This is a genomic window from Polaromonas sp. P3_A5 (genome assembly GCF_056403055.1).
Window position 1 is genome coordinate 2,510,000 of sequence record NZ_JBFUGF010000001.1, and the last position, 23,573, is coordinate 2,533,572.

At 60.4% G+C, this 23,573-nt stretch carries 15 protein-coding genes; 5 read left to right on the forward strand and 10 right to left on the reverse strand.

Annotation, left to right across the window (positions count from 1 at the left end; all coding sequences use genetic code 11):
* Positions 1 to 81: 81 nt before the first annotated feature.
* The 4 genes from glmM to AC1DU8_RS11930 all read right to left on the reverse strand — a co-directional run bounded on the left by glmM (position 82) and on the right by AC1DU8_RS11930 (position 5,390).
* Positions 82 to 1,413, reverse strand: coding sequence for a phosphoglucosamine mutase (gene glmM, locus AC1DU8_RS11915; RefSeq protein ID WP_477689001.1), 1,332 nt, complete (start codon positions 1,411 to 1,413; stop codon positions 82 to 84).
* A gap of 113 nt (positions 1,414 to 1,526) precedes the next feature.
* A complete protein-coding gene (folP, locus tag AC1DU8_RS11920; protein ID WP_477689000.1) occupies positions 1,527 to 2,384 on the reverse strand; it encodes a dihydropteroate synthase in 858 nt (285 codons plus the stop codon).
* A gap of 194 nt (positions 2,385 to 2,578) precedes the next feature.
* Entirely contained in the window at positions 2,579 to 4,501 is a 1,923-nt protein-coding gene (gene ftsH / locus AC1DU8_RS11925) for an ATP-dependent zinc metalloprotease FtsH (protein WP_457278727.1), read from the reverse strand.
* A 130-nt stretch (positions 4,502 to 4,631) separates the two neighbouring features.
* Positions 4,632 to 5,390: an RlmE family RNA methyltransferase gene (locus AC1DU8_RS11930; protein WP_457278728.1), complete on the reverse strand. Its 759-nt coding sequence runs from the start codon at positions 5,388 to 5,390 to the stop codon at positions 4,632 to 4,634.
* Positions 5,391 to 5,432: 42 nt separating this feature from the next.
* Here AC1DU8_RS11930 and AC1DU8_RS11935 point away from each other — a divergent pair, with 42 nt between their 5' ends.
* The 3 genes from AC1DU8_RS11935 (at position 5,433) to AC1DU8_RS11945 (ending at position 8,823) form a co-directional block, all read left to right on the forward strand.
* Positions 5,433 to 5,909 (forward strand): YhbY family RNA-binding protein, encoded by a 477-nt coding sequence (locus AC1DU8_RS11935; protein ID WP_457278729.1) that lies wholly within the window; start codon positions 5,433 to 5,435, stop codon positions 5,907 to 5,909.
* Between the two features lie 117 nt (positions 5,910 to 6,026).
* The gene (locus AC1DU8_RS11940; protein ID WP_457278730.1) at positions 6,027 to 8,096 is read left to right on the forward strand and encodes a M3 family metallopeptidase; all 2,070 of its coding nucleotides are present in this window, start codon (positions 6,027 to 6,029) and stop codon (positions 8,094 to 8,096) included.
* 52 nt (positions 8,097 to 8,148) lie between these two features.
* Positions 8,149 to 8,823, forward strand: a complete 675-nt coding sequence (locus tag AC1DU8_RS11945) for a glutaredoxin family protein (protein WP_457278731.1) — start codon at positions 8,149 to 8,151, stop codon at positions 8,821 to 8,823.
* Between the two features lie 66 nt (positions 8,824 to 8,889).
* On the opposite strand, the gene rpiA is transcribed toward AC1DU8_RS11945, so the two are convergent.
* Positions 8,890 to 9,561, reverse strand: a complete 672-nt coding sequence (rpiA, locus tag AC1DU8_RS11950; protein WP_477672095.1) for a ribose-5-phosphate isomerase RpiA — start codon at positions 9,559 to 9,561, stop codon at positions 8,890 to 8,892.
* Positions 9,562 to 9,693: 132 nt separating this feature from the next.
* Here rpiA and AC1DU8_RS11955 point away from each other — a divergent pair, with 132 nt between their 5' ends.
* On the forward strand, positions 9,694 to 10,746 hold the full coding sequence (locus AC1DU8_RS11955; RefSeq protein ID WP_477702128.1) for a quinone-dependent dihydroorotate dehydrogenase: 1,053 nt from the start codon (positions 9,694 to 9,696) through the stop codon (positions 10,744 to 10,746).
* Positions 10,747 to 10,813: 67 nt separating this feature from the next.
* Here the strand turns inward: AC1DU8_RS11955 and xth are convergent, their stop codons facing one another.
* Together xth and AC1DU8_RS11965 are read right to left on the reverse strand one after the other, a co-directional pair.
* Positions 10,814 to 11,674 (reverse strand): exodeoxyribonuclease III, encoded by an 861-nt coding sequence (gene xth, locus AC1DU8_RS11960; protein ID WP_477702129.1) that lies wholly within the window; start codon positions 11,672 to 11,674, stop codon positions 10,814 to 10,816.
* A 10-nt stretch (positions 11,675 to 11,684) separates the two neighbouring features.
* Positions 11,685 to 11,933: a hypothetical protein gene (locus tag AC1DU8_RS11965; protein ID WP_477726785.1), complete on the reverse strand. Its 249-nt coding sequence runs from the start codon at positions 11,931 to 11,933 to the stop codon at positions 11,685 to 11,687.
* 567 nt (positions 11,934 to 12,500) lie between these two features.
* Between AC1DU8_RS11965 and AC1DU8_RS11970 the strand changes: the two genes are divergently transcribed.
* The gene (locus AC1DU8_RS11970) at positions 12,501 to 14,576 is read left to right on the forward strand and encodes an oxidoreductase (RefSeq protein WP_477727049.1); all 2,076 of its coding nucleotides are present in this window, start codon (positions 12,501 to 12,503) and stop codon (positions 14,574 to 14,576) included.
* A 12-nt stretch (positions 14,577 to 14,588) separates the two neighbouring features.
* Here AC1DU8_RS11970 and AC1DU8_RS11975 read toward each other — a convergent pair whose 3' ends face one another.
* From AC1DU8_RS11975 to AC1DU8_RS11985, 3 genes are all read right to left on the reverse strand, one after another.
* Complete coding sequence (locus AC1DU8_RS11975) at positions 14,589 to 15,362, reverse strand: AAA family ATPase (RefSeq protein ID WP_477667252.1); 774 nt, start codon at positions 15,360 to 15,362, stop codon at positions 14,589 to 14,591.
* A gap of 202 nt (positions 15,363 to 15,564) precedes the next feature.
* Positions 15,565 to 22,569, reverse strand: coding sequence for a calcium-binding protein (locus tag AC1DU8_RS11980; protein ID WP_477726786.1), 7,005 nt, complete (start codon positions 22,567 to 22,569; stop codon positions 15,565 to 15,567).
* Positions 22,566 to 23,204: a hypothetical protein gene (locus AC1DU8_RS11985; RefSeq protein ID WP_477726787.1), complete on the reverse strand. Its 639-nt coding sequence runs from the start codon at positions 23,202 to 23,204 to the stop codon at positions 22,566 to 22,568. Before AC1DU8_RS11985 ends, AC1DU8_RS11980 begins: the two co-directional genes overlap by 4 nt.
* Positions 23,205 to 23,573 lie beyond the last annotated feature (369 nt).

Below are 23,573 nucleotides of genomic sequence, written 5' to 3' on the forward strand. Positions count from 1 at the left end.
TTCGACGGATCGCTATCGATTTAATAGCTGCTTGCGCCCGCCCTTAAAGGGTTTCAGCCACTATTTTCCTGAATAAGTCACTCAGGACCGCACCGTGTCCGCCACCCGCTCGGCGCAGCTTTTGGCCTGGGCCGCATCGCGCGCTTCGACCATCACACGCAGCAGCGGCTCGGTGCCGCTGGCACGAATCAACAGGCGGCCCGTGTTGCCCAACTCGGCTTCCACCGTTTTGGTCATGTCGGCCAGGGGTTTGCTGCTCTGCCAGTCCTGGTCGGGCTTGAGGCGCACATTGACCAGTGTCTGCGGGAACAACACTACATCGCTCAGCAGCTGGGCGAGAGTTTTCTTGCTGCGCACACAGGCCTGCAACACCTGCAACGCGCTGATGAGGCCGTCACCGGTGGTGTGCTTGTCGAGCGCCAGCAGGTGGCCCGAACCCTCGCCGCCCAGCAGCCAGCCACGCTTTTCAAGCTCCTCGAGCACGTAGCGGTCGCCAACCTTGGCGCGTACAAATTCCACGCCTTTGGCCTTCAACGCCACTTCCACGGCCATATTGGTCATCAGGGTGCCCACGGTGCCGGGTACTTTCTCACCGCGCGCCAGCCGCTCGTTGACCATCAGGTACAGCACCTCGTCGCCGTTGAAGAGCCGGCCTTCGGCGTCCACGATCTGCAGCCGGTCGGCGTCGCCGTCCAGCGCAATGCCGTAGTCCGCCTTGCTGGCCTTGACCTTGGCGATCAGAGCCTCGGGGTGCGTCGCACCGACTTCGTGGTTGATGTTGAGGCCGTCGGGTGCGCAGCCGATGGCAATGACTTCAGCGCCCAGTTCATGAAAAACCATGGGGGCGATGTGATAAGCCGCACCGTGGGCACCGTCGACCACGATCTTCAGGCCGCGAAGCGTCAGGTCATTGGCAAAGGTGCTTTTGCAAAATTCGGTATAACGTCCTGCCGCATCATCAAGACGGCGGGCTTTGCCCAAAGTCGCAGAATCGGCCCAGACGGGTGGCTCGTCGAGCGCAGCTTCCACGGCCAGTTCCCACGCATCATCGAGCTTGGTGCCCTGCGCGCTGAAAAACTTGATGCCGTTGTCAGGGTAGGCGTTGTGGCTCGCACTGATGACGACCCCCAGGCTGGCGCGTTGGGCCCGCGTGAGGTAGGCCACACCCGGCGTAGGCAAGGGGCCGAGCAGCACTACATCGACGCCGGCGGAGTTGAAGCCGGACTCCAGCGCGCTTTCCAGCATGTAGCCGGAAATGCGGGTGTCCTTGCCGATCAGCACCGTAGGGCGGGATTCGGTCTTGCGAAGGACCCGGCCGACCGCGTGCGCAAGCCGTAAGACGAAGTCGGGCGTGATGGGCGGCTGGCCCACCGTTCCGCGAATGCCGTCGGTGCCGAAGTATTTTCTGGTCATGGAGTTTTGTCCCTGTGGAGCTTGTTGTTCTTGAAACAGGGGCCTATTTTAGGTGCCCCGTACAGCCCTTTGTCGGCCAAAGCCGCCATCTTTGCCGGATAGCGACAAAACTGCTAGCGCGCTGCCATCCATACCTTCAGGGCCTGCACAGTCTCACGCACATCATGCACACGCACGATACGGGCGCCTCGGTCCACCGCCAGCAAGGCGGCCGCTACGCTGGGTACCATGCGGTCGGTCACGTCGAGCTGGGCGACAGTCGCGAGCGAGGCGCTGGTTACGGCGGCCAAAGACGATTTGCGCGACCAGGCGGCCAGCAACGGATAACCGGTGGCGAGGAACTCCTGCTGCCGCGCGAGCAACGCGAAATTCTGCGCCACGGTTTTACCAAAGCCCACACCCACATCCAGCACGATGCGGGATCTATCAACGCCAGCGGCCTGCAGGCCAGATGCGGCGCTTTCCAGAAAAGCCATCACCTGCGGTACCACATCGCCCTCCATGGGGGCAACCTGCATGGTCTGGGGTTCGCGATGCATGTGCATCAGACAGACACCGCAATTCGGGTGCTGCGCCACCACCTGCACCGCACCCGGTTTGCGCAGGGCCCAGATGTCGTTGATGACATCGGCGCCCAGGTCGAGCACAGCCTGCATCACTTCAGGTTTGTACGTGTCAACCGACAGCGGCACACCGAGGCTGACCGCATGGCGAACCACAGGCAGCACCCGTTCAAGCTCTTCCTCCAGTGGTACGGGCGGTGCGCCAGGCCGGCTTGATTCACCGCCAATGTCCAGCATGTCGGCGCCATCCCGGATCAATTTCTCACAATGAGCAAAGACGCCTGAAAAACCACCACCGAGGGTGAAATACCTGCCCCCATCCGAAAATGAGTCGGGCGTGACATTGACGATACCCATGACGCGCGGCTTGGACAGATCAATCTGAAAGCGGGAGGTTTGCCAGATCATGGATGGATGTCCCGAAACGAATGAAGGGTTAAACCACAGGCCGGTAAGCAATGCAATACCGCGCAACGAACGGTGCGTTGCCGAAGCCATACAAAGTGGCAAGCCCAGGAGCCATGTTCTCCACCATGAAAAAACCGGGGACTGGCCCCGGTTGTGATGACTGCCTGGCAGTCGTCTTCATGCTTGTGGAGGAATCAGGCTACCGTAGGTGCCGGATCGGTACTGACAGCAGGTGTACCGCCGCTGGGACCGCTACCGCCGCCTACCGACGAATTGCGCGGCGTCCAGTCCTTGGGCGGCCGGGGTTCCTTGCCGGCCATGATGTCGTCCAGCTGGTCGCCGTCAATGGTTTCCCATTCGAGCAAGGCCTTGGCCATGGCATGCATCTTGTCCTGGTTGTCCTCGATCAGCTTGCGCGCCTGGGCGTACTGCTGGTCGATGATGCGGCGTACTTCGCCGTCCACCTTTTGCAGGGTCGACTCGCTCATGTTGTTGGTCTTGGTGACTGAACGGCCCAAAAACACTTCGCCTTCATTTTCCGCGTACACCATGGGGCCCAGGGCCTCGGTCATGCCGTAACGGGTGACCATGTCGCGGGCCAGCGCTGTGGCACGTTCAAAGTCGTTGCTGGCGCCCGTGGTCATCTGGTTCATGAAGACTTCTTCGGCGATACGGCCGCCAAACAGCATGCTGATCTGGCTCAGCATGTACTCGCGGTCATAGCTGTAGCGGTCTTGCGCCGGCAGGCTCATGGTCACGCCCAGTGCACGGCCGCGCGGAATAATGGTGACCTTGTGAACCGGATCGCACTTCGGCAGCATCTTGCCGAGCAGCGCGTGACCGGACTCATGGTAGGCCGTGTTGCGGCGCTCTTCTTCGGGCATGACCATGCTCTTGCGCTCGGGGCCCATCAGTATCTTGTCTTTGGCTTTTTCGAAGTCCTGCATCTCGACGGTGCGCGCGTTGCGGCGTGCAGCCATCAGGGCGGCTTCGTTGCACAGGTTGGCCAGGTCAGCGCCCGACATGCCGGGCGTGCCGCGGGCGATGACCCCGGGGCTCACATCCTGGCCGAGCGGAACCTTGCGCATGTGCACATTCAGGATCTGCTCGCGGCCGCGGATATCGGGCAGCGTCACATAGACCTGGCGGTCAAAACGGCCGGGACGAAGCAAGGCGGCGTCCAGGATGTCGGGACGGTTGGTGGCAGCCACCACGATCACGCCGACATTGGTTTCAAAACCATCCATCTCGACCAGCATCTGGTTCAGGGTCTGCTCGCGTTCGTCATTGCCGCCGCCCAGGCCCGCGCCGCGCTGGCGGCCGACTGCGTCGATTTCATCGATAAAGATGATGCAAGGCGCGTTTTTCTTGGCGTTGTCGAACATGTCGCGCACACGCGACGCACCCACACCGACGAACATTTCAACGAAGTCAGAGCCGGAAATCGAGAAAAACGGAACTTTTGCTTCGCCGGCAATGCTCTTGGCCAGCAGGGTTTTACCGGTGCCCGGAGGGCCAACCAGCAGCAAGCCACGCGGAATACGGCCACCCAGTTTCTGGAATTTGGCGGGGTCTTTCAGGAAGTCGACCACTTCCTTGACTTCTTCCTTGGCTTCGTCGCAGCCCGCCACGTCGGCAAAAGTCACTGGATTGGTGGATTCATCGAGCAGGCGCGCCTTGGATTTACCGAAGCTGAAAGCCCCGCCCTTGCCGCCGCCCTGCATCTGCCGCATGAAATAAATCCACACGCCGATCAGCAGCAGCATGGGGCCCCAGCTGATCAGCAGGGACGTGAGCAGGGAGGTTTCTTCGCGGGGCTTGACGTCAAACTTCACGTCGTTGGCGATCAGGTCGCCGACGAGGCCGCGGTCAAGGTAGGTTGCGGTGGTGCGAACCTTGCGATCATCCACCGTGGTTGCGGAAATCTCGGTGCCGCCCTGGCCTTCGGCGATGGTGGCCTGCTTGATGCGCTTGCCGCGCACCTCTTCCAGGAACTCGGAGTAACCCAGGTAGTTTGAGCCGGCGCTACCGCGTGGATCAAATTGCTTGAATACGGTAAACAGCACCATGGCGATAACCAGCCAGATTGCAATTTTGGAAAACCACTGATTGTTCAAGGACTACTCCGGTATAAGAACAAAAGTCACATGCGCCTGATTTTAGGCGTTTCAAGGGCAAAAACCGCGTAATCCCCTGCCAGCCCCATGTTTGAAGCGGGTTTAGGTGATTTTTGCCACCGTATCGCACTCATTGTGCAGCGTCAGCGCGCCTTTTAAGTCCTCTGCCAATCAGGAAAATCTCCGACGACCCGGGGCGCGAGGCCTTGGGTTTGAGGGGCTTGACCGTCTTGAAGGTGTCCTTGAAAAGCTTCACGAGCTGATCGTATCCACTGCCGTGAAAAAGCTTCACCACCAGCGTGCCATCCGGTTTCATCCGGTTCTGGGCAAATTCCACGGCCAGCTCTATGAGGTGGGCAATCCGGGCCGCATCGGCCGATTCAATACCCGACAGGTTGGGCGCCATGTCCGAGATCACAAGATCGACCCGGATCTGCCCTTCGGACGAGGCCAGCGCCTGCTCCAGCTTCTGCAGCACCTCCGCCTCCCGGAAGTCGCCCTGGATAAAAGTCACCCCCTCGATCGGCTCCATGGGCAGCAGGTCCAGCCCGATGATGCGGCCGTTGAGCTCCCCCGCCGCCGCGCCGGTGGGTGACAGCTTGCGCCTCACGTACTGACTCCAGGCCCCGGGCGTGCTACCCAGGTCGACCACACAGTCCCCCGGCCGGATCAGGCCGAAGGTTTCGTCAATTTCCTTCAATTTGTAAGCGGCCCTGGCCCGGTAGCCCTCTTTTTGGGCCAATTTGACGTAGGGGTCGTTGATGTGGTCGTGCAACCACGCCTTGTTGACCTTTTTCCCTTTCGCACTGGCTTTCGATACGGCTTTGGCAGCGGCCTTCGCGTCGGTCTGGGTGCCGGGTTTGAAGTCGGTCTTGGCATTTACTTTCATGGGGTCTATTGTCCTCTTCCCGACTCCCCCGATAATTGGGTCATGGCTCAAATACAACTTACCCCCGCCCAGCGCAAGGATCACCGCGCCGATGCCCATCACCTGAACGCAGTGGTGATGATCGGCTCCGATGGCCTGACCGCTGCCGTCAAGAAAGAAACCGACGCGGCCCTGAACGCGCACGGCCTCATCAAGGTGCGGGTTCAATCAGACGACCGCGCCGGCCGAGAAGCGATTTTCCAGAACCTGGCAGATGAACTCAACGCCGCCCCCATCCAGCATATCGGCAAGCTGCTGGTCCTGTGGCGCCCAATGCCGGAAAAGGAAAAGAAGGTCAATGAAGACCGCATGCCCGGCCCCCGTGATGTCAAGGTACTGAAAAACAGCTCCCGCTACGGCCAGCGCCCCGAAGTCAAAACCCTGCGCGTGCTCGGCAACCAGCGCCTCACGCCCGGCGGCACCGTCAAACGCGCCAAAAAACCCCAATTGAAAAGCGTCAAGAAGAGTGCACAGGGCTGAGTTCCCCGCCCGCAAGGCACGGGGTAATTGCCCCGATAGCGCCCCGACAGGCACATTCTTCCTGGCCCGGTAGCCCCAGGCCTTTAGATTCGAGACTTTCGCCCACAGCTGTACGTCATGACCAATCCCCTTCTCGACTTCTCCGACCTTCCCCTGTTTGACCGGATTCAGCCCGAGCATGTGGCGCCAGCCCTCGACGAGCTGCTGGCCAAGGCTGAAAGCGCCCTTGAGCATGTCACGGCAGCGGATTTTCCGGCCTCATGGAGCGGTATCGCCGGCGTGCTGGACGTGGCCACCGAGAACCTGGGCCGCGCTTGGGGCGCCGTGAGCCACCTCAACAGCGTGGCCGACACGCCGGAACTGCGCGCGGCCTACAACGCCGCCCTGCCGCGCGTGACTGAGTTCTGGACCCGCCTGGGCGCCGATGAGCGCCTTTACGCCAAATACAAAGCCATCGACGTGGCCACCCTGAACACCGAGCAGCGCCAGGCCCATAAAAACGCCATTCGCAACTTTGTGCTGTCGGGTGCGGAACTGAAGGGCGCCGACCGCGACCGTTTTGCCGAGATCCAGGAACGCCAGGCCGAGCTGAACCAGAAATTCAGTGAGAACGCCCTGGACGCCACCGACGCATTTGCCTATTACGCGACAGAAGCCGAGGTTGAGGGCATTCCTGCAGACGTGCTTGAAACAGCACGCAACCAGGCCCAGTCCGAAGGCAAGACCGGCTACCGCCTCAGCCTGAAAATGCCAAGCTACCTGCCTGTCATGCAGTTTGCCAAAAGCAGCAAACTGCGCGAAACCTTTTACAAGGCCTACACCACCCGCGCCAGCGACCAGGCCGCACCCGAGTTCAGCAAATTCGACAACAGCGCCATCATGAAGGAAATCCTTGCGCTGCGCCTCGAAGAGGCGAAGCTGCTGGGCTACCGTAATTTCGGCGAGGTCTCGGTGGTCGCCAAGATGGCCAAGTCCCCCGACGAGGTCATCACGTTTTTGCGTGACCTTGCCCGGCGCGCCCGACCCTATGCCGAAAAGGATGTTACCGACCTGCGCGCCTTTGCCACCACCCAGTTGGGCCTGGCCGACCTGCAAGCCTGGGACTACGCCTACATCGGCGAAAAACTCAAGGAAGCGCGCTACGCCTTCAGTGAACAGGAAGTCAAACAGTACTTCACTGCCCCCAAAGTGCTGGCAGGCCTCTTCAGGATCGTGGAAACACTGTTTGAAGTCGCCATCCGCAAGGACTCGGCACCCGTGTGGAAGCCTGGCGTAGAGTTTTTCCGTATCGAGCGCAACGGCCAGCTCGTGGGCCAGTTCTACCTGGACCAGCCCGCCCGCAACGGCAAACGCGGCGGCGCCTGGATGGATGATGTGCGCACCCGCTGGCTGCGCCCCGACAACGGCAAGCTACAAACCCCGGTGGCGCATCTCGTCTGCAATTTCGCCGAGGGCGTGGGCGGCAAGCCAGCCCTGCTCACGCACGACGACGTGACCACGCTGTTCCACGAATTCGGCCACGGGCTGCACCACATGCTCACCCAGGTCAACGAACGGGACGTTTCCGGCATCAGCGGCGTCGAATGGGACGCCGTCGAGCTTCCCAGCCAGTTCATGGAAAACTTTTGCTGGGAGTGGGACGTGCTCAAGCACATGACCGCCCACGTGGACACCGGCGCTGCCCTGCCGCGCGAGCTGTTCGACAAGATGCTGGCCGCCAAAAACTTCCAGAGCGGCATGCAGACGCTGCGCCAGGTCGAGTTTTCACTATTCGACATGCTGCTGCACACCTCTCACAACCCAGCCGACGACCTGATGGATCTCCTGAACGAGGTGCGCCGCGAAGTCGCTGTCATTGCGGCCCCGGCCTACAGCCGTACTGCGCATACATTCAGTCACATTTTTTCCGGTGGTTATGCGGCCGGGTATTACAGCTACAAATGGGCCGAAGTCCTGTCTGCCGACGCTTATGCCGCGTTTGAAGAGTCCGCCCATCCTGCAGCCGATCCGGGTACAAACACTGACGCCGGCACAGGATCGGGTACCGTTAATGTAGAAACAGGCCGAAAATACCGGCAAGCCATCCTGGAAGCAGGGGGCAGCCGTCCGGCCATGGAATCATTCAAGGCCTTCCGGGGCCGGGAGCCAACGCTGGACGCGCTGATGCGCCACCAGGGTATGGCTTGAAACACCTGAGCCAAGCCACTTCAATTCAAATTCAAGACTGACTGGGGAAACCATGAAATCAAACGCTGTTAGATCCTTCTCTCCCAACGCCCTGCTGGCCATGCTGCTGCTTGGGGGAAGCTTAATTTTTATGGCGCTGCCGTCACACGCGCAGCAGGTCTACCGCATCGTGGGACCCGACGGCAAGGTCACCTTTTCCGACCAGCCACCGCCGGCGGCAAGTAGCGGCAAGGTTAGCGCTGCCAACGCAGCGTCAAGTGGTGGAGCAGCATCCGGAGGTCTTCCTTTCGAATTGCGACAGGTTGTCAGCAAATACCCGGTCACGTTGTACACCAACGAAAAATGTATTCCCTGCGGTTCCGCTCGTGCCATGCTGATAAGCCGTGGCATTCCCTTCAGCGAGAAAACCGTTAGCACCAATGAAGATATTGCGGCCCTGCAGCGGGTGAGCGGCGATGCATCGCTACCCTTTCTGACCATAGCCGCCCAGCAACTCAAAGGCTATTCGGACGCAGAGTGGACGCAGTACCTGAATGCAGCGGGCTACCCTGCTGCGTCCATATTGCCAGCCACCTACCAGCGCCCCGCGCCTACACCCCTGGTCGCCGTGAGCAAATCTCCAGCAGCGGGCACCGCCCCAGCCGCTCCTGCCGCACCATCCCAACAGGCTGCTCCGGCGGCACCACCCGCCGCCACGGCCAACAACCCTGCCGGCATCAAATTCTGAGCGGGCTCTGAAAATGCAAAACGCCGGGTACCAGCCCGGCGTTTTGCTTTCTGGGGCTAGAGCAGCCTAGAACACCAGCGTCTTCACCCCGCCCGGCGCACCCAGCAGGCAGACATGCGCCTTCTGGTGGGCGAACACCCCCACCGTCACCACGCCCGGCCACTGGTTGACCTGCGACTCAAAACCCAGTGGGTCGGCGATCTTCAGGCCGGTCACGTCCAGGATGTGCTGGCCGTTGTCGGTGACCAGCGGTTTACCGTCCTTGAGCCGCAGGTTGGCCGTGCCGCCCATGGCCGCAAACTGCCGCGCGATGCGCCTGGCCGCCATCGGAATCACCTCAACGGGCAGCGGAAAGTTGCCCAGCGCCTGCACCAGCTTGGACTCGTCGGCAATGCAGACAAACTTGCGCGACTGGGCCGCCACGATCTTTTCACGCGTCAGCGCCGCACCGCCGCCCTTGACCATATAACCCGCGTTGTCGATCTCGTCGGCGCCGTCGATGTACACCGCCAGCTCGTCCACCTCCGTCGCGTCAAACACCTTGATGCCCAGCGCCTGCAGGCGTTCCGTCGAGGCCACCGAGCTCGACACGGCACCGGCAATGCGCCCCTTCATGGTGCCCAGCGCGTCAATGAATTTGTTCACAGTCGAGCCGGTGCCCACTCCCACAATGCTACCTTCCTCGACATAGTGAAGGGCTGCCTGGCCGACCAGGGTTTTGAGTTCGTCTTGGGTCATGGCTTGAGTCATGGAAGTGTTGAAGAGTGTTTGGGGGTCGGGCCGGGGCGAAACGGGTTTTGCGACAATCAGGCTTCATGCCCGGCCTGCCCGGGTGGTTCATCGCCTCATCGCCAAAAGCCGAATTATCCAATGTCCCTGCTCCCCTACGCCCTGGCCCGCCCTTTTTTATTTGGGCTTGACCCCGAAACCGCCCACGAGCTGACCATGGCTTCGCTCGCGCGTACCCAGGGCACGCCGCTGTCGCTGGCCTACTGCGGCAACCGCGTGAGCGATCCCGTCGAGCTGGCCGGCCTGAAATTCGCCAACCGCGTGGGTCTGGCCGCCGGGCTCGATAAAAACGCCCGTTGCATCGACGGCCTGGCCGCCATGGGTTTTGGTTTTGTCGAAGTCGGCACCGTCACCCCTCTGGGCCAACCGGGCAACCCCAAGCCGCGCATGTTCCGCCTCACCGAAGCCAACGCGCTCATCAACCGCCTGGGCTTTAACAATGAAGGGCTGGCCGCTTTTCTGGCCAATGTGCAGCGATCCAGCGTGCGCAAGCAAGGCGCGCAAAACAGCCTGCTGCTGGGCCTGAACATCGGCAAAAACGCCGCCACGCCGATTGAAAACGCGGTGGACGATTACCTGACCTGCCTGGACGGTGTCTACCCGCACGCGGACTACGTCACCGTCAATATCTCCAGCCCCAACACCAAAAACCTGCGCGCCCTGCAAAGCGACGAAGCCCTGGACGCCCTGCTCGGCCGCATCGCCGAACGCCGCGAGACCCTGGCCAAACAGCACGGCAAGCGTGTGCCGATTTTTGTGAAGATCGCACCCGACCTCGATGAAGCCCAGGTCGATGTGATTGCCGCCACGCTCAAGCGCCACGCCATGGACGGCGTCGTCGCCACCAACACCACGCTGAGCCGCGACGCGGTGAAAGGCATGCGCCATGCCGAAGAGGCCGGCGGCCTGAGCGGCGCCCCGGTGCTGGAGGCCAGCAACCGCGTCATCGGCCAGTTGCGCGCGGCACTCGGCAAAGGCTTTCCCATCATCGGCGTGGGCGGCATCATGAGCGGTGCGGACGCCGTCTCCAAGATCAAGGCCGGCGCCGACGTCGTGCAGATCTATACCGGCCTCATCTACAAAGGCCCTGAACTGGTGACTGACGCCGCGACTGCGATCAAAAACAGCCGCTAGACCAATAGGGACTTGCGCAGGCAGCTATTGAATTAATAGCAACGAATCCGCAAGGCACGGCATTGGCTTACGGAGCTTTTTTGCGCGGCACCGCTGCCGCTCGCGGCCTCGCCACTTTGGCCACCTTCTTCTTCACCGCGCCCGCAGCTTTACGCGCCACACCCAGCTCCACCCACACCGGCGCATGGTCGCTGGCGTGCTCCTGCCCGCGCACCCAGCTGTCTACCCCGGCAGCTTTCAGACGCGGCGCCAGTTCAGCGTTCAGCAGGATGTGGTCGATGCGCAAGCCCGCGTTGCGCTGCCAATGCTGGCGAAAATAGTCCCAGAAGGTGTAGACGCGTTCGTCCGGATGCAAATGCCGCAGGCTGTCTACCCAGCCTTGCCCCAACAGCTTTTCATAGGCCGCCCGGCTTTCGGGCTGCAACAAGGCGTCCTTGCGCCAGGACTTGGGGTTGTAGATATCAAAGTCCGTCGGCACCACGTTGAAGTCACCCGCCAGCGCCACCGGGTGCCCGGACGCATAAAGCCCCGCCGCGTGCTTCTGCAGCCGCTCAAACCAGGCCAGCTTGTAGTCGAACTTGGGGCCGGGCTGCGGGTTGCCGTTGGGCAGGTACAGGCAGGCCACGACGATGCCGTCCACCGCCGCCTCCAGATAGCGGCTGTGGTCATCTGACGCATCGCCGGGCAGCTCACGCCGTATTTCAACCGGCGCCTCACCCCTGGCCAGAATCGCCACACCGTTCCATGAACGCTGGCCTTTCCATAAAGCGCTGTAACCCGCTTCCCGCAGGTCGGCCTGGGGAAACACACTGTCCAGCGCCTTGAGCTCCTGCAGGCAGACCACGTCGGGCGACTCTTTGGCCAGCCAGTCCAGCAACTGCGGAAGCCGCGTCTTGATGCCGTTGACGTTAAAGGTCGCGAGCTTCATCAAACCCCGATCAAACGCCGGGCGAAGGCTTGCCCCTGCGCGGCCCGCGCCGGAAAGCCTCGGCGCCGCCGCTGCCCCCGCCGTCAGGAAAGCTGTGCTGCTTGAGCTTGCCGGCCTTTCCGGGCTTCACCGGGTTTTCAATCAAGGTGCTGGCATCGTTGCCATCCGCTTCATCGTCCGGCTCGCTGTGCGGAGGATGCGGCACCGTCGCGCCTTCGCCGGTTTTGGCGCGTGTCGGGCTGGTGTTGGTTTTTGCCATGAGTGCTCCAGAAATCGAAGCTTCAAAGTACCAGCACAGGCTGCGGGCGGGTGTCGGACAACACCGCAAGGCCGCTGCCCCGATACCCTGAGGGCACCAGAAAAGGCGATGCAAAGCGAGCCGGCCAGGCCAGCATGAGCCGCGGAACCGGCTTCGCCGGGCGATCTATAAGCCACCCCCGTCCAGGCTCACTGCGTGTAGCCTGTTCCCCCTCGAGGGGGCGGCGCCTGCGGTCTGGCAAAGCCAGTCCCGCGGCCCCCACTGGTGAAATACGCCCACTGGTTACGCCGCTGAACTCTTCATGCAAGCAGGGGCCGCGGAACCGGCTTCGCCGGGCCGCAGGCGCAGCGGCCCCCTTGGGGGGCAGGGAGCTACACGAAGTGAGCGACCGTGGGGGCCCGGGTTAGCCCGAAGGCGGCGTAGAGCCTGTCCCCTAGAGTACCCGGCGCGCTGTGCCGCCGGCCCCGCAGCGACTACCATGCAGGCAGTTTTGACAGGAGACCTGCCTTGGCCGCGACCCCCACTTCGGCGACGACGCCCCCTTCCCTTGCGTCTTCCTCTTTTTCCCTGGACCCCGCTTCCCCCTACCCCCACCTGCTCGCGCCGCTGGACCTGGGCTTCACCACGCTGAAGAACCGCGTGCTGATGGGCAGCATGCACACCGGCCTGGAAGACGGCCGCAAACACTTCCCCGCCATGGCCGCCTACTTTGCCGAGCGCGCACGCGGCGGCGTGGGCCTCATGGTTACCGGGGGCTTTGCGCCCAACATCGCCGGCTGGACCAAACCTTTCGCCGGCATGCTCGCCAGCTCAGGCGCTGCGCGTCGCCACAAACAGGTCACCGACGCCGTGCACACCGAAGGCGGCAAGATTGCCCTGCAAATTTTGCACACCGGCCGCTACGGCTACCACCCGCTGTGCGTCGCGCCCTCGCGCATCCAGAGCCCGATCTCGCCATTCACCCCGCGCGAGCTTAGCTCCGGCGGCGTCGAGCGGCAGATTCGCGCCTTCATCCGCTGCGCCATGCTGGCCCGCGATGGCGGCTACGACGGCGTCGAGATCATGGGCAGCGAAGGCTACTTTATCAACCAGTTCCTCGTTACCCACACCAACCAGCGCACCGACGAGTGGGGCGGCAGCTATGGCAACCGCATGCGTGTGGCCGTGGAGATCGTGCGCCGCACGCGCGAAGCCGTCGGCCGCGACTTCATCATCATCTACCGCCTCTCGATGATCGACCTGATTCCCGGCGGCAGCAGCTGGGAAGAAGTCGTGCTGCTGGCCAAAGCCGTTGAAGCCGCCGGTGCCACGCTCATCAACAGCGGCATCGGCTGGCATGAGGCGCGTGTGCCGACAATCGCGACGTCAGTACCACGCGGCGCCTTCACCTGGGTCACCAAAAAGCTGCGAGGCGACCTGCGTGCCGCCGGCCTCACGATTCCTGTCATCACCAGCAACCGCCTGAACATGCCCGAAGTGGCCGAACAGGTTCTGGCCGACGGCAGCGCCGACATGGTCAGCATGGCCCGCCCCTTCCTGGCCGACCCCGAGTTCGTCAACAAGGCCGCGCAGGGGCGCCGCGACGAGATCAACACCTGCATCGCCTGCAACCAGGCCTGCCTGGACCACGCCTTCCAGGCCAAGCTGGCAAGCTGCCTCGTCAACCCCCGCGCCGGGCATGAAACCGAACTTGTCATCCGCATCGCTCCCGCCCAAAAACGCGTTGCCGTCATAGGCGCAGGCCCCGCGGGTCTGGCCGCCGCCACCACACTGGCCCTGCGCGGCCACAGCGTGGATTTGTATGACGCTGCCGACAAAATCGGCGGCCAGTTCAACCTGGCCAAGCGCGTGCCCGGCAAGGAAGAGTTCGAAGAAACCCTGCGCTACTTCGGCCAGCGCATCACCGGCACCGGCGTGAAGCTGCACCTGAACACCCGCGTCTCGGCGGCCGACCTCATTGCGCAAAAGTTTGACGAAGTCGTGCTGGCCACCGGCGTCACGCCGCGCAACCCGCGCATTCCCGGGCAAGACCATCCCAAGGTGCTCAGCTACATCGATGTGCTGCTGGGCCGCCAACCCGTGGGCGAGCGCGTCGCGCTCATAGGCGCAGGCGGCATCGGCTTTGACGTCGCCGAATTCCTCGTCACACCCACCGGTCACTCCACCGCACTCGACCTGCCCGCCTGGCTCGCCGAATGGGGTGTGGCCGATCCCGGCGAAGTGCGCGGCGGCGTCGTGCGCCCGCAGGTCACGCCGCCGGCGCGCCATGTCACCCTGCTGCAGCGCAAGCCCGGCAAGCTGGGCGCGGGCCTGGGCAAGACCACCGGCTGGATCCACCGTGCCGCGCTGAAAATGAAAAACGTCGAAATGCTTTCAGGCGTCAACTATGAACGCATTGGTGAAAACGAAGGAGGCTCAGGCCTCAGCCTCTTCATCACCTTCGGCGAAAAGCGGCTGGACGGCACCGTGCTGTCAGTCGACAACATCGTGCTGTGCGCCGGGCAGGAACCCCTCCGCGAACTGCTGGAGCCGCTGCGCGCGGCAGGCGTCAAGACGCACCTGATTGGCGGCGCAGATGAAGCCAGCGAACTCGACGCCAAACGCGCGATTAACCAGGGGACGCGGCTGGCGGCGATGGTTTGATCCAGGCCCCGCTCACGCAGATGCGTCAGGTTCGTCCTTGCGCTCCAGCAGCAGGCGAAGCATGCGCTCCGGGTTTTGCAAAAAATCGCGCGTAACCCGGTAGTGCTCAGTCTCGACGTACTGAATGCGCTCCAGGCCGGACTCTGAGCACGCATAAATCCAGGCGTCCGGGTAAGCCATCAGGATGGGCGAATGCGTCGCGATCAAAAACTGCGACCGCTCCAGCACCAGGTCATGCATGCGCGACAACACCGCCAGCTGGCGTTGCGGCGACAGGGCCGCTTCCGGCTCGTCAAGGATGTACATCCCTTCCGGGCCGAACCGGTGGTTGAGCAGCGACAGAAATGACTCGCCGTGAGACTGCTCATGCAACGAGCGCGAGCCATAGAAAGTGATCACCGGCGGCCCCATGGAAGGTTCTGCGTCCAGGTTCTCGATCTCCGTCGCCACATTGAAGAAGCTCTCTGCACGCAGAAAAAAGCCGGTCTTCGGCCGCTTGAAGCCTTTGGCAACGCGAATGTATTCGTTCAGCACCGAATGGGAAACGCGCGTACCGAAACGGAAATTTTTGGTACCGCCTTCTGCGTTAAACCCCAGCGAAACTGCAATCGCCTCCAGCAGCGTCGACTTTCCCGAGCCGTTTTCACCCACAAAGAACGTCACTTTCGGGTGCAGGTCAATATGCTCCAGCGTGCGGATGGCCGGCAGGTGAAACGGGTAGGCCGCGAAAGACTCCACCTTGTCGCGCACCAGCGTGACGCGGCTGGCAAACTGGCTGGAGATGATCGATGACATGACCGGAGTTTAAGGTGGCGGCGACGCTGGAAAATAGCTGACGAAGACCCGCCCGGTCTGGGGCACTTCCCCGTCAAGCATCAAGCCTGTGGCGAGAATATTTGCTGCCCAAACACAAAGAGAAGCCTGTCGCCATCATCCACCGCGTACGGCGGCTGGGCGACAGTACTCCCTGCATTCAAACAGGCATCTTCTACTGCCAGTTTGCAGCAATGACCGGTGACAAGTTTGTTTGATAGCCAGCCGGCAATGTGGTCTCACCTGCCGCCGGTGGCGAGAATGCCGCCATTGCATCAACCAGGTTTTGCACTTGACTGTCCAGCAAACGAGTCCCATTGGCCAGCTCAAATATTTCCACATGGTTGCCGGCGCCCTGGTACCAGTTGGTGACAGCCACTTTGTCCGTTGTGCCTATGACAGAGACCTCCAGATTGAGCCCTACCTGCTGAAACCAGAGCTGGTCGGCAGCAACGCTGGCGTCAAACCTCAAGGTGTCGGTCACACCCGCAGTGGCATCTGTGTCTGTGAGGACGTCAGCGCCGTCACCCCGCGCAAACAGGTAGGTATCAGCGCCTGAGCCACCAAAAAGCTGGTCATTTCCAGTGCCCCCCGTCAAGGTGTCGTTGCCCCCCAGGCCGCGGAGAATATCGTTGCCGGCCAACCCATTGAGCGTATCTGCCGAGGTATTGTTGCCAATCAGACTGTCCGCGCCGGTCGTAGCTGTCCCGAGGATGCCCCCGTTCAACAAAATGGCATCGATGTCTGCAGGCCTCCACACCGTGCCATCGCCGAACGCGATTTCCTCAACGGACCAGGGTGTCACCGAGTTGTTGGCCAGGTAGTTGCTCACCGTCAGGGTGTCGGTCGTCCCCGTGATTCTCAAAACGAGATTGTTCCCGCTGCGAGTTACCGTGATACCGGTAGGTGTAATACCCGCGTCAAATTCAATCCGATCAATGTTTCCCGCGGTCCCATCGTTGTCATAAATGGTGTCCTGGCCGCCGCCCACTCCGAAGCGATAGATGTCGTTGCCCGTGCCGGTGTAGACGCCGTTCCAGGTGTCATAGATTCCACCCGCCAGGATGTCGTTGCCCGATCCGCCCACCAGAATGTCGTTACCGGCGCCGCCTTGCAAGGTGTCACCATCGGCACCACCATTGAGTGTGTCGTTGCCGTTGCCTCCACTCAGGGAGTCGCCGCCGGCCTCGCCCAGCAGCATGTCGTTGCCGTCTTCCCCGTTGAGGGTGTCGACGCCATTGCCGCCGTACAACGTGTCGTTGCCGGCCCGGGCGCTGATGGTGTCATTGCCGTCATTCCCCACGAGCACATCATCGGAGGCATAGCCGGTCAGGGTGTCATTGCCTGAGCCGCCCGTCAGCGCCATCAGCTTCACATTTGCAACTGACCAGACCGTGTTGACATCATCAGTGAAGCGGATCTCTTCAACGGCCCAGCCTCCGGCTCCATCCCCGCTGAAATAGCCGTTAACCGTGATCTGGTCGGCGGTGCCTTGAATCTTCAGGACCAGGCTGTCGCCCGATCGCGAAGCCAGCACGCTGGCGGGCAGGATTCCAGCCTTGAAGACGATCTTGTCGACAACGCCAGCGGTGCCGTCGTTGTCGTAGATCGTGTCCTGGCCATCGCCCAAGCCGAACAGGTAGGTGTCGCTGCCCGCGCCGTTGTAATTGCCGTTCCAGGTGTCGTACACCCCTCCGGCCAGGATGTCATTGCCGGCACCACCCTCCAGGGTGTCATTGCCTGATCCGCCTTGCAAGGTGTCCACATCGGCTCCGCCATTGAGCGTGTCGTTACCGTTACCGCCGCTCAGGGAATCACCACCGGCCTCCCCCAGGAGCACGTCGTTGCCGTCCTCCCCGTTGAGGGTGTCGGCGCCATTACCGCCGTACAGCGTATCGTTTCCGGCCCGGGCGCTGATGGTGTCATTGCCGTCATTGCCCACGAGCACGTCGTCGGTGGCGTAGCCCGTCAGGGTGTCATTACCGGCCGTACCGACCAGAGCCATCACCTTCACATTGGCAATCGACCAGACCGTGTTGACATCATCGGCGAAACGGATCTCTTCCACCGCCCAGCCGCCGGTGCCGTCCCCATTGAAATAGCCATTGACCGATATCTGGTCGCTGGTGCCGATGATTTTGAGCACAAGAATATCGCCGGAACGGGAAACCAGGACATCTCCGGGGAGCACCCCGGCTTTGAAGATGATCTTGTCAATGACGCCAGCAGTGGAGTCGTTGTCGGAGATCGTGTCCTGTCCATCACCTCGCCCGAACAGATAGGTGTCGCTGCCGGTTCCGGTGTAAACGCCATTCCAGGTGTCGTACACGCCGCCGGCCAGAATGTCGTTGCCCGACCCGCCATCCAGGGTGTCGTTCCCGGCACCTCCTTGCAGTGTGTCGACATCGGCACCGCCGTTCAAGGTATCGTTGCCGTTGCCTCCGTTCAGGGAGTCGCCGCCTGCCTCACCCAGAAGCAGGTCGTTGCCGTCTTCTCCGTTAAGCGTGTCCGCGCCATTGCCGCCGTACAGCGTGTCGTTGCCGCCACGACCACTCATGGTGTCATTGCCATCGTTGCCCGCCATCACGTCGTCGGTGGCATAGCCAATCAGCGTGTCATTGCCAGCGCCGCCCACAAGCGCCGCCATGTTCTTGACGTTGGCCACAGACCAGACCGCATTGACGTCATCAGTGAAGCGAATCTCTTCGATGGCCCAGCCGCCGGCGCCATCCCCATTGAAATAGCCGCTCACCGATATCTGATCGCCGGTGCCGATGATTTTGAGCACCAGGGTATCGCCAGAGCGGGAAACCAGGACATCCCCCGGGAGAACTCCGGCTTTGAAAATGATCTTGTCAATGACACCTGCGGTCGTGTCGTTGTCGGCGATCGTGTCCTGCCCGTCTCCGCGCCCAAACAGGTAGGTGTCGCTGCCTGTGCCGGTGTAGACACCATTCCAGGTGTCGTACACGCCGCCGCCCAGCAGATCATTGCCGGCCCCGCCTTCCAGGATGTCGTTACCCGACCCGCCCTGCAATGTGTCGCCATCGGCGCCTCCGCTCAGCGTATCGTTGCCGTTGCCACCGCTCAGGGAATCACCGCCGGCGTCACCCAGAAGCAGGTCGTCGCCATCTTCCCCGCTGAGGGTGTCGGCGCCATTACCGCCGTACAACGTGTCGTTGCCAGCCCGGCCGCTGATGGTGTCGTTGCCATCATTGCCCACGATCACGTCATCTGTGCCGTAGCCGACCAGTGCATCGTTGCCGGCACTGCCGACAAGGGCCATTGTCCTGACGTCGGAAACCGTCCATACCGTATTCAGGTCGTCCGCAAAACGGATTTCTTCCACGGCCCAGCCGCCAGTACCGTCTCCATTGAAATAACCGTTGACCGTTACCTGGTCGCTGGTACCCTGGATCTTCAGAACCAGGCTGTCACCCGAGCGCGAGATCAACACGCTGCCTGGCAAGATGCCAGCCTTGAAGACGATCTTGTCGACGGCACCGGCCGTCGTGTCGTTGTCGGCGATCGTGTCCTGGCCGTCGCCCAAGCCGAACATATAGGTGTCGCTTCCCGCTCCGTTGTAGTTGCCGTTCCAGGTGTCGTACACCCCGCCGCCCAGCAGGTCGTTGCCGGCTCCGCCTTCCAGGATGTCGTCGCCGGCGCCACCTTGCAGCGTATCGTTGTCAGCCCCACCCAACAGGGTGTCAACACCGTTGCCTCCGATCAGGGAATCCGCACCGGCATCGCCCAGGATCAGGTCGTTGCCATCTTCACCGCTGAGAGTGTCAGCGCCATTGCCGCCATACAGTGTGTCATTGCCTGCCCGGGCGCTGATGGTGTCGTTGCCGTCATTGCCCACGATCACGTCATCGGTGGCGTAGCCGGTCAGGGCATCATTGCCGGTACTGCCTACAAGGGCCATAGTCTTGACGTCTGTCACTGTCCAAACCGTGTTCAGATCATCGGCGAAGCGAATCTCTTCGATGGCCCAACCGCCCGCACCGTCTCCATTGAAATAGCCGTTGACCGTTACCTGGTCACTGGTACCCTGGATAGCCAGGATAAGGCTGTCGCCCGAGCGCGAGATCGACACGCTGGCTGGCAGGATGCCAGCCTTGAAGACGATCTTGTCGACGACGCCAACGGTGGTGTCGTTGTCGACGATCGTGTCCTGGCCGTCGCCCAGGCCGAACATATAGGTGTCGCTGCCAGTGCCGTTGTAATTGCCGTTCCAGGTGTCGTATACCCCTCCACCCAACACGTCGTTGCCGGTGCCTCCATCCAGAACATCGTCACCTGCGCCGCCCTGCAAGGTGTCCCCGTCAGCTCCACCCTGCAGCGTGTCGTCACCATTCCCGCCCATCAGGGAATCAGCACCGGCACCGCCGGCCAGAAGATCATTGCCATTGCCGCCGCTCAGTGAGTCGGCTCCCGCATCTCCGTTCAATATGTCATTGCCGTCATTGCCGGTCACGGTGTCATTGCCTTCTCCGGCATTGATCGTGTCGTTGGTGGCATAACCCTGAAGCGTGTCGTTGTTGATTGTTCCAAGCAGGGCTTGCGCTTTGACGCTGGCAACATCCCAGACCGTTGCCGCATCGTCGACAAACTGAATCTGCTCAATCGCCCAGCCTCCAGTGCCGTCGCCATTGAAATAACCGTTGACTGCTATTTGGTCGCTGGTGCCCTGAATCTTCAGCACAAGGCTGTCACCCGAGCGGGAGATCAGCACGCTAGCGGGCAAAATGCCTGACTTGAAAACTATCCGGTCGATAGCGCCGGCGGTGGTGTCCTGGTCAACAATTGTGTCCTGGCCATCGCCCAGGCCGAACATATAGGTGTCGCTGCCAGCACCGTTGTAGTTACCGTTCCAGGTGTCGTACACGCCACCGGCCAGGATGTCGTCGCCGGCGCCGCCTTCGAGCACGTCGTTGCCTGAGCCACCTTGCAGCAGATCATTTCCTGCGCCTCCGTCCAACCAATCACCGCTTGCACCTGCATTGAAAGTATTTGCGGAGGCATCTCCCAAATAAATGTCTGACCGGCTGCTTCCGTTGGTCATCAGGCTCAAATACACATCCAAGGATGCGAGCTCGCTCCTTAACGGAGAATCTACCGCCAGAGCATCAATCCAGCTGCTCAGTATGGGTATCCCACCAAACCCGACAGCAGATAATGCTGCGGCCGTGTAGTGATGAAGTTCAACCAGGTCAATAAGCGCGTTTCGCTCATCTGCAGCTCTATGGCTCACAAGCGCAGCGGTCAACGCAGTAGTGTCAAACGTAATTCCGGTTTCGCCGACAACCACTTCAATACTGTCGAGATACGGCTTAAGCCTCGTCTGGGCTACCAGTGCGGCATAGACACTTTCCTTCAGCGCACTATAGGCTTGCAGCAACAGATCCACCTGTGCAGCCAGCGGACTGACGATGTAGTGATACACCACATTCCCAGTGTTCGGATCAGTGCTGCTATTGATGGCAAAACCGGTTGGGCGGGGCCCACCATTTTCATCACCGTAGAAACGGCTGCCATTGAAGGCCTCGAGTACATAGATAAGGTTCTTGTATTCGGCCTCAGTCACGCCAGCCGGCAGGTTATAGGTGACGTTGGCATTGAGGCTGTAAAGCACGCCGTGGGAATAGGTGGAAGTGTTGGCCCACAGAGTGACGAGATTATCAAGCTGGCTGCGCTGGCCATCCCTGGTGGAGGTTGTTGCGAAGGTTTGCAGGGCATCGGCGAAGTCGCTGTCTAGGCTGGCAGCCGCCCGCATATTACGCACCATGCCCGAGCCATTCATCTGCGGCAGCGCCTGAGCTTGCTCGGTGATGGGCACAGGGTTTCCGGCTTCGTCCACCACTTCAGGCGGGAATTCGGTAAAGAAGTTGTTGACTTCCAGGTCTATCGCCCCGACGGTATGTGCCTGGCCATTCTGGGTGAACGTCGTGCTCAAGGCAACAGTATTATTGTTGATCACCTGCCCCGCTTGTGGGCCCGTGCTGCTGCCGTTTACCCCAATACTGGTGATGTTGAGCTCGCTCAGGGTCTTGAGCTCGCCGCTCTGGGTAATGCCGTCCTGGTTGGCGTCTTGCCATATCCTGAGTTCGCCAAATGCAGCATCTGCACTGGTGATGAAACCATCGCCGTTGGCGTCCAGGTCACGGAGAGCATCAAAGCCGTCCGTGGCCAATGTGTTGTTGCTCTTGATGGTGTCTACACCGAAGAGCTCGCGGCCTGTGTCTATCGTGCCATTGCCGTTGAGATCCCGAACCAGGAACCCATCATCCGGTCTGGCCCAGCCAGTACCGGTTTTGATCCCGTCGGCGTTGTGGTCGAAGAGAATAGCGCCGCTGGCACCTGCCAGCTCCAGGCCGTCGCCGTCTAGGTCGAAAACCAATGGATCCCGTCGAATGACGAAATTCTTCGCTGCACCAAATCGACTACCCGTCAGTCCATCAATTACAAAGTCAATGGTATTTGTAAACCACCATTGATCTCGCAACCAACCGTTTACTTGCTGAAAATATTGCCCCCCCAAATAAGAGCCAACTCCAGCCGCAATTCCCCCAACGATCGCAATCGTGACTACTGTGGCGGTAGCTGGTAGAAGGAGAACAGCCACGCCAGCAAAGGCCCAACTAAGTGCGACGCCTGCACATGCGTTCTCCCAATTGGTTTTGTCCCCGGTCTGGCTATATTCCCACGCCCCCGTAATCATCTGCGCCGCATCGACGATTGGCCCAAAAGCCTTTCCTATTCCGCCACCAACACTCGCGATTGTTTTATTCGCACTACCAATTTTTACGTTAGCGTCAGAAACAAGATTCTCAAGCCATTGCTGCCGTCCCATTACATTCGCTTCGACGATAGCTGCCTGGGCAGCAGCCTTATCTCGATACTTGCGCATGATGTCTGCAATTCCGGTTTTCCCAGCAGCCTCTGCCCCTTCTGCCCAAGCATTGGCAGTATCTTTCAGGTTCCTGAAAGATACTGCTTGAGATTCAGCAAAAATATTGAATTTCTGAGTCTCAGTAAGCACTTGCTGGCCTGATTGTTCCAATACAAGTGCGGCAGTCGCCGTATATCTTTTCGCTCCATCTGAAAGAGCGCTGGCTACCGCGCCGCCCCAAGCGGTAGTTAGCTGGGCCAGATCGCTCAATTTAATTTCAACACTCATGCTGCATTTTCCTCTTGCGGTTGATTGACTACTAAAAACGGAATTCGTATGACGCTATAGACGGCATACAAAAAGAAAAACCAAACGACGGACAAAGAACCTGATATCAATCCGCCAAAAATTGCCAGCGCAACGTTGCTCATGAGCATCAAACTCACCACCAATTGACCTCGACTTCCACCGGGATCCAAGCCGAGTTCACCCGGAAGAATATGAAAAAAAATAATCAGCAAGGCAAAAATGAAACTCCCCCCTACCGCTTTAAGCCACATACGAAAACGGCTTTTTGGAGAACTCAAAATCATGTCGGCACGCAAGAACTCCTCAGGAGTTTTTAAACTTAGAAATTGATAAATCCCTAAAAGAAGAGATGCCAACAAAATAAAAATCCAGTACACATCCGCAGTATTCGGACTCTGTATTGAGAGAGACAACTTTTTTGCAGATGGCACCACTGCATTCAGAAATCGCCATGGATAACTATTGGTCAGCCATGGCAACCCTGGGAGAAATAAAGGCAACATCAATAAAGGCAACATCAACCCAAAGGTCGTAAGCGCCAAAAAACCGGTCAAAAGTTTTCTATTACATCGCTTCACCACGGGAAAGTCGTTCGGCGTCTTTTTCTTGTCCATTGGAGCCTTTGTTTCTCAGAACACTGTCCGCTGTCTGTATCGGGCTAAGCAGGTACTTGACGATTCGCCGCTTGCTAGCTTTGATCTCGGCGGTGATATTCATTCCCGGGAGCGAGACAGAGCGCCTTGCCATTTACGTTGATGGTTTCGAATCTAGTTTCAAAATGCTGAGTATCCGGGTAGACGCATCGCTCGGCCTCCTCCAATTGATCGGTTTTCATACAACTCATGAACTCCCTTTTTCGGCGACTATAAGTTAACAAACTCAGCCTGACGTTGTGAATTTTTAAGTCATCCAATAAAACTCGTGGCAGCGATGTGAGCGATCGGCAATCAATCTACGCGAATCAAATGACAATATGAAGTGCC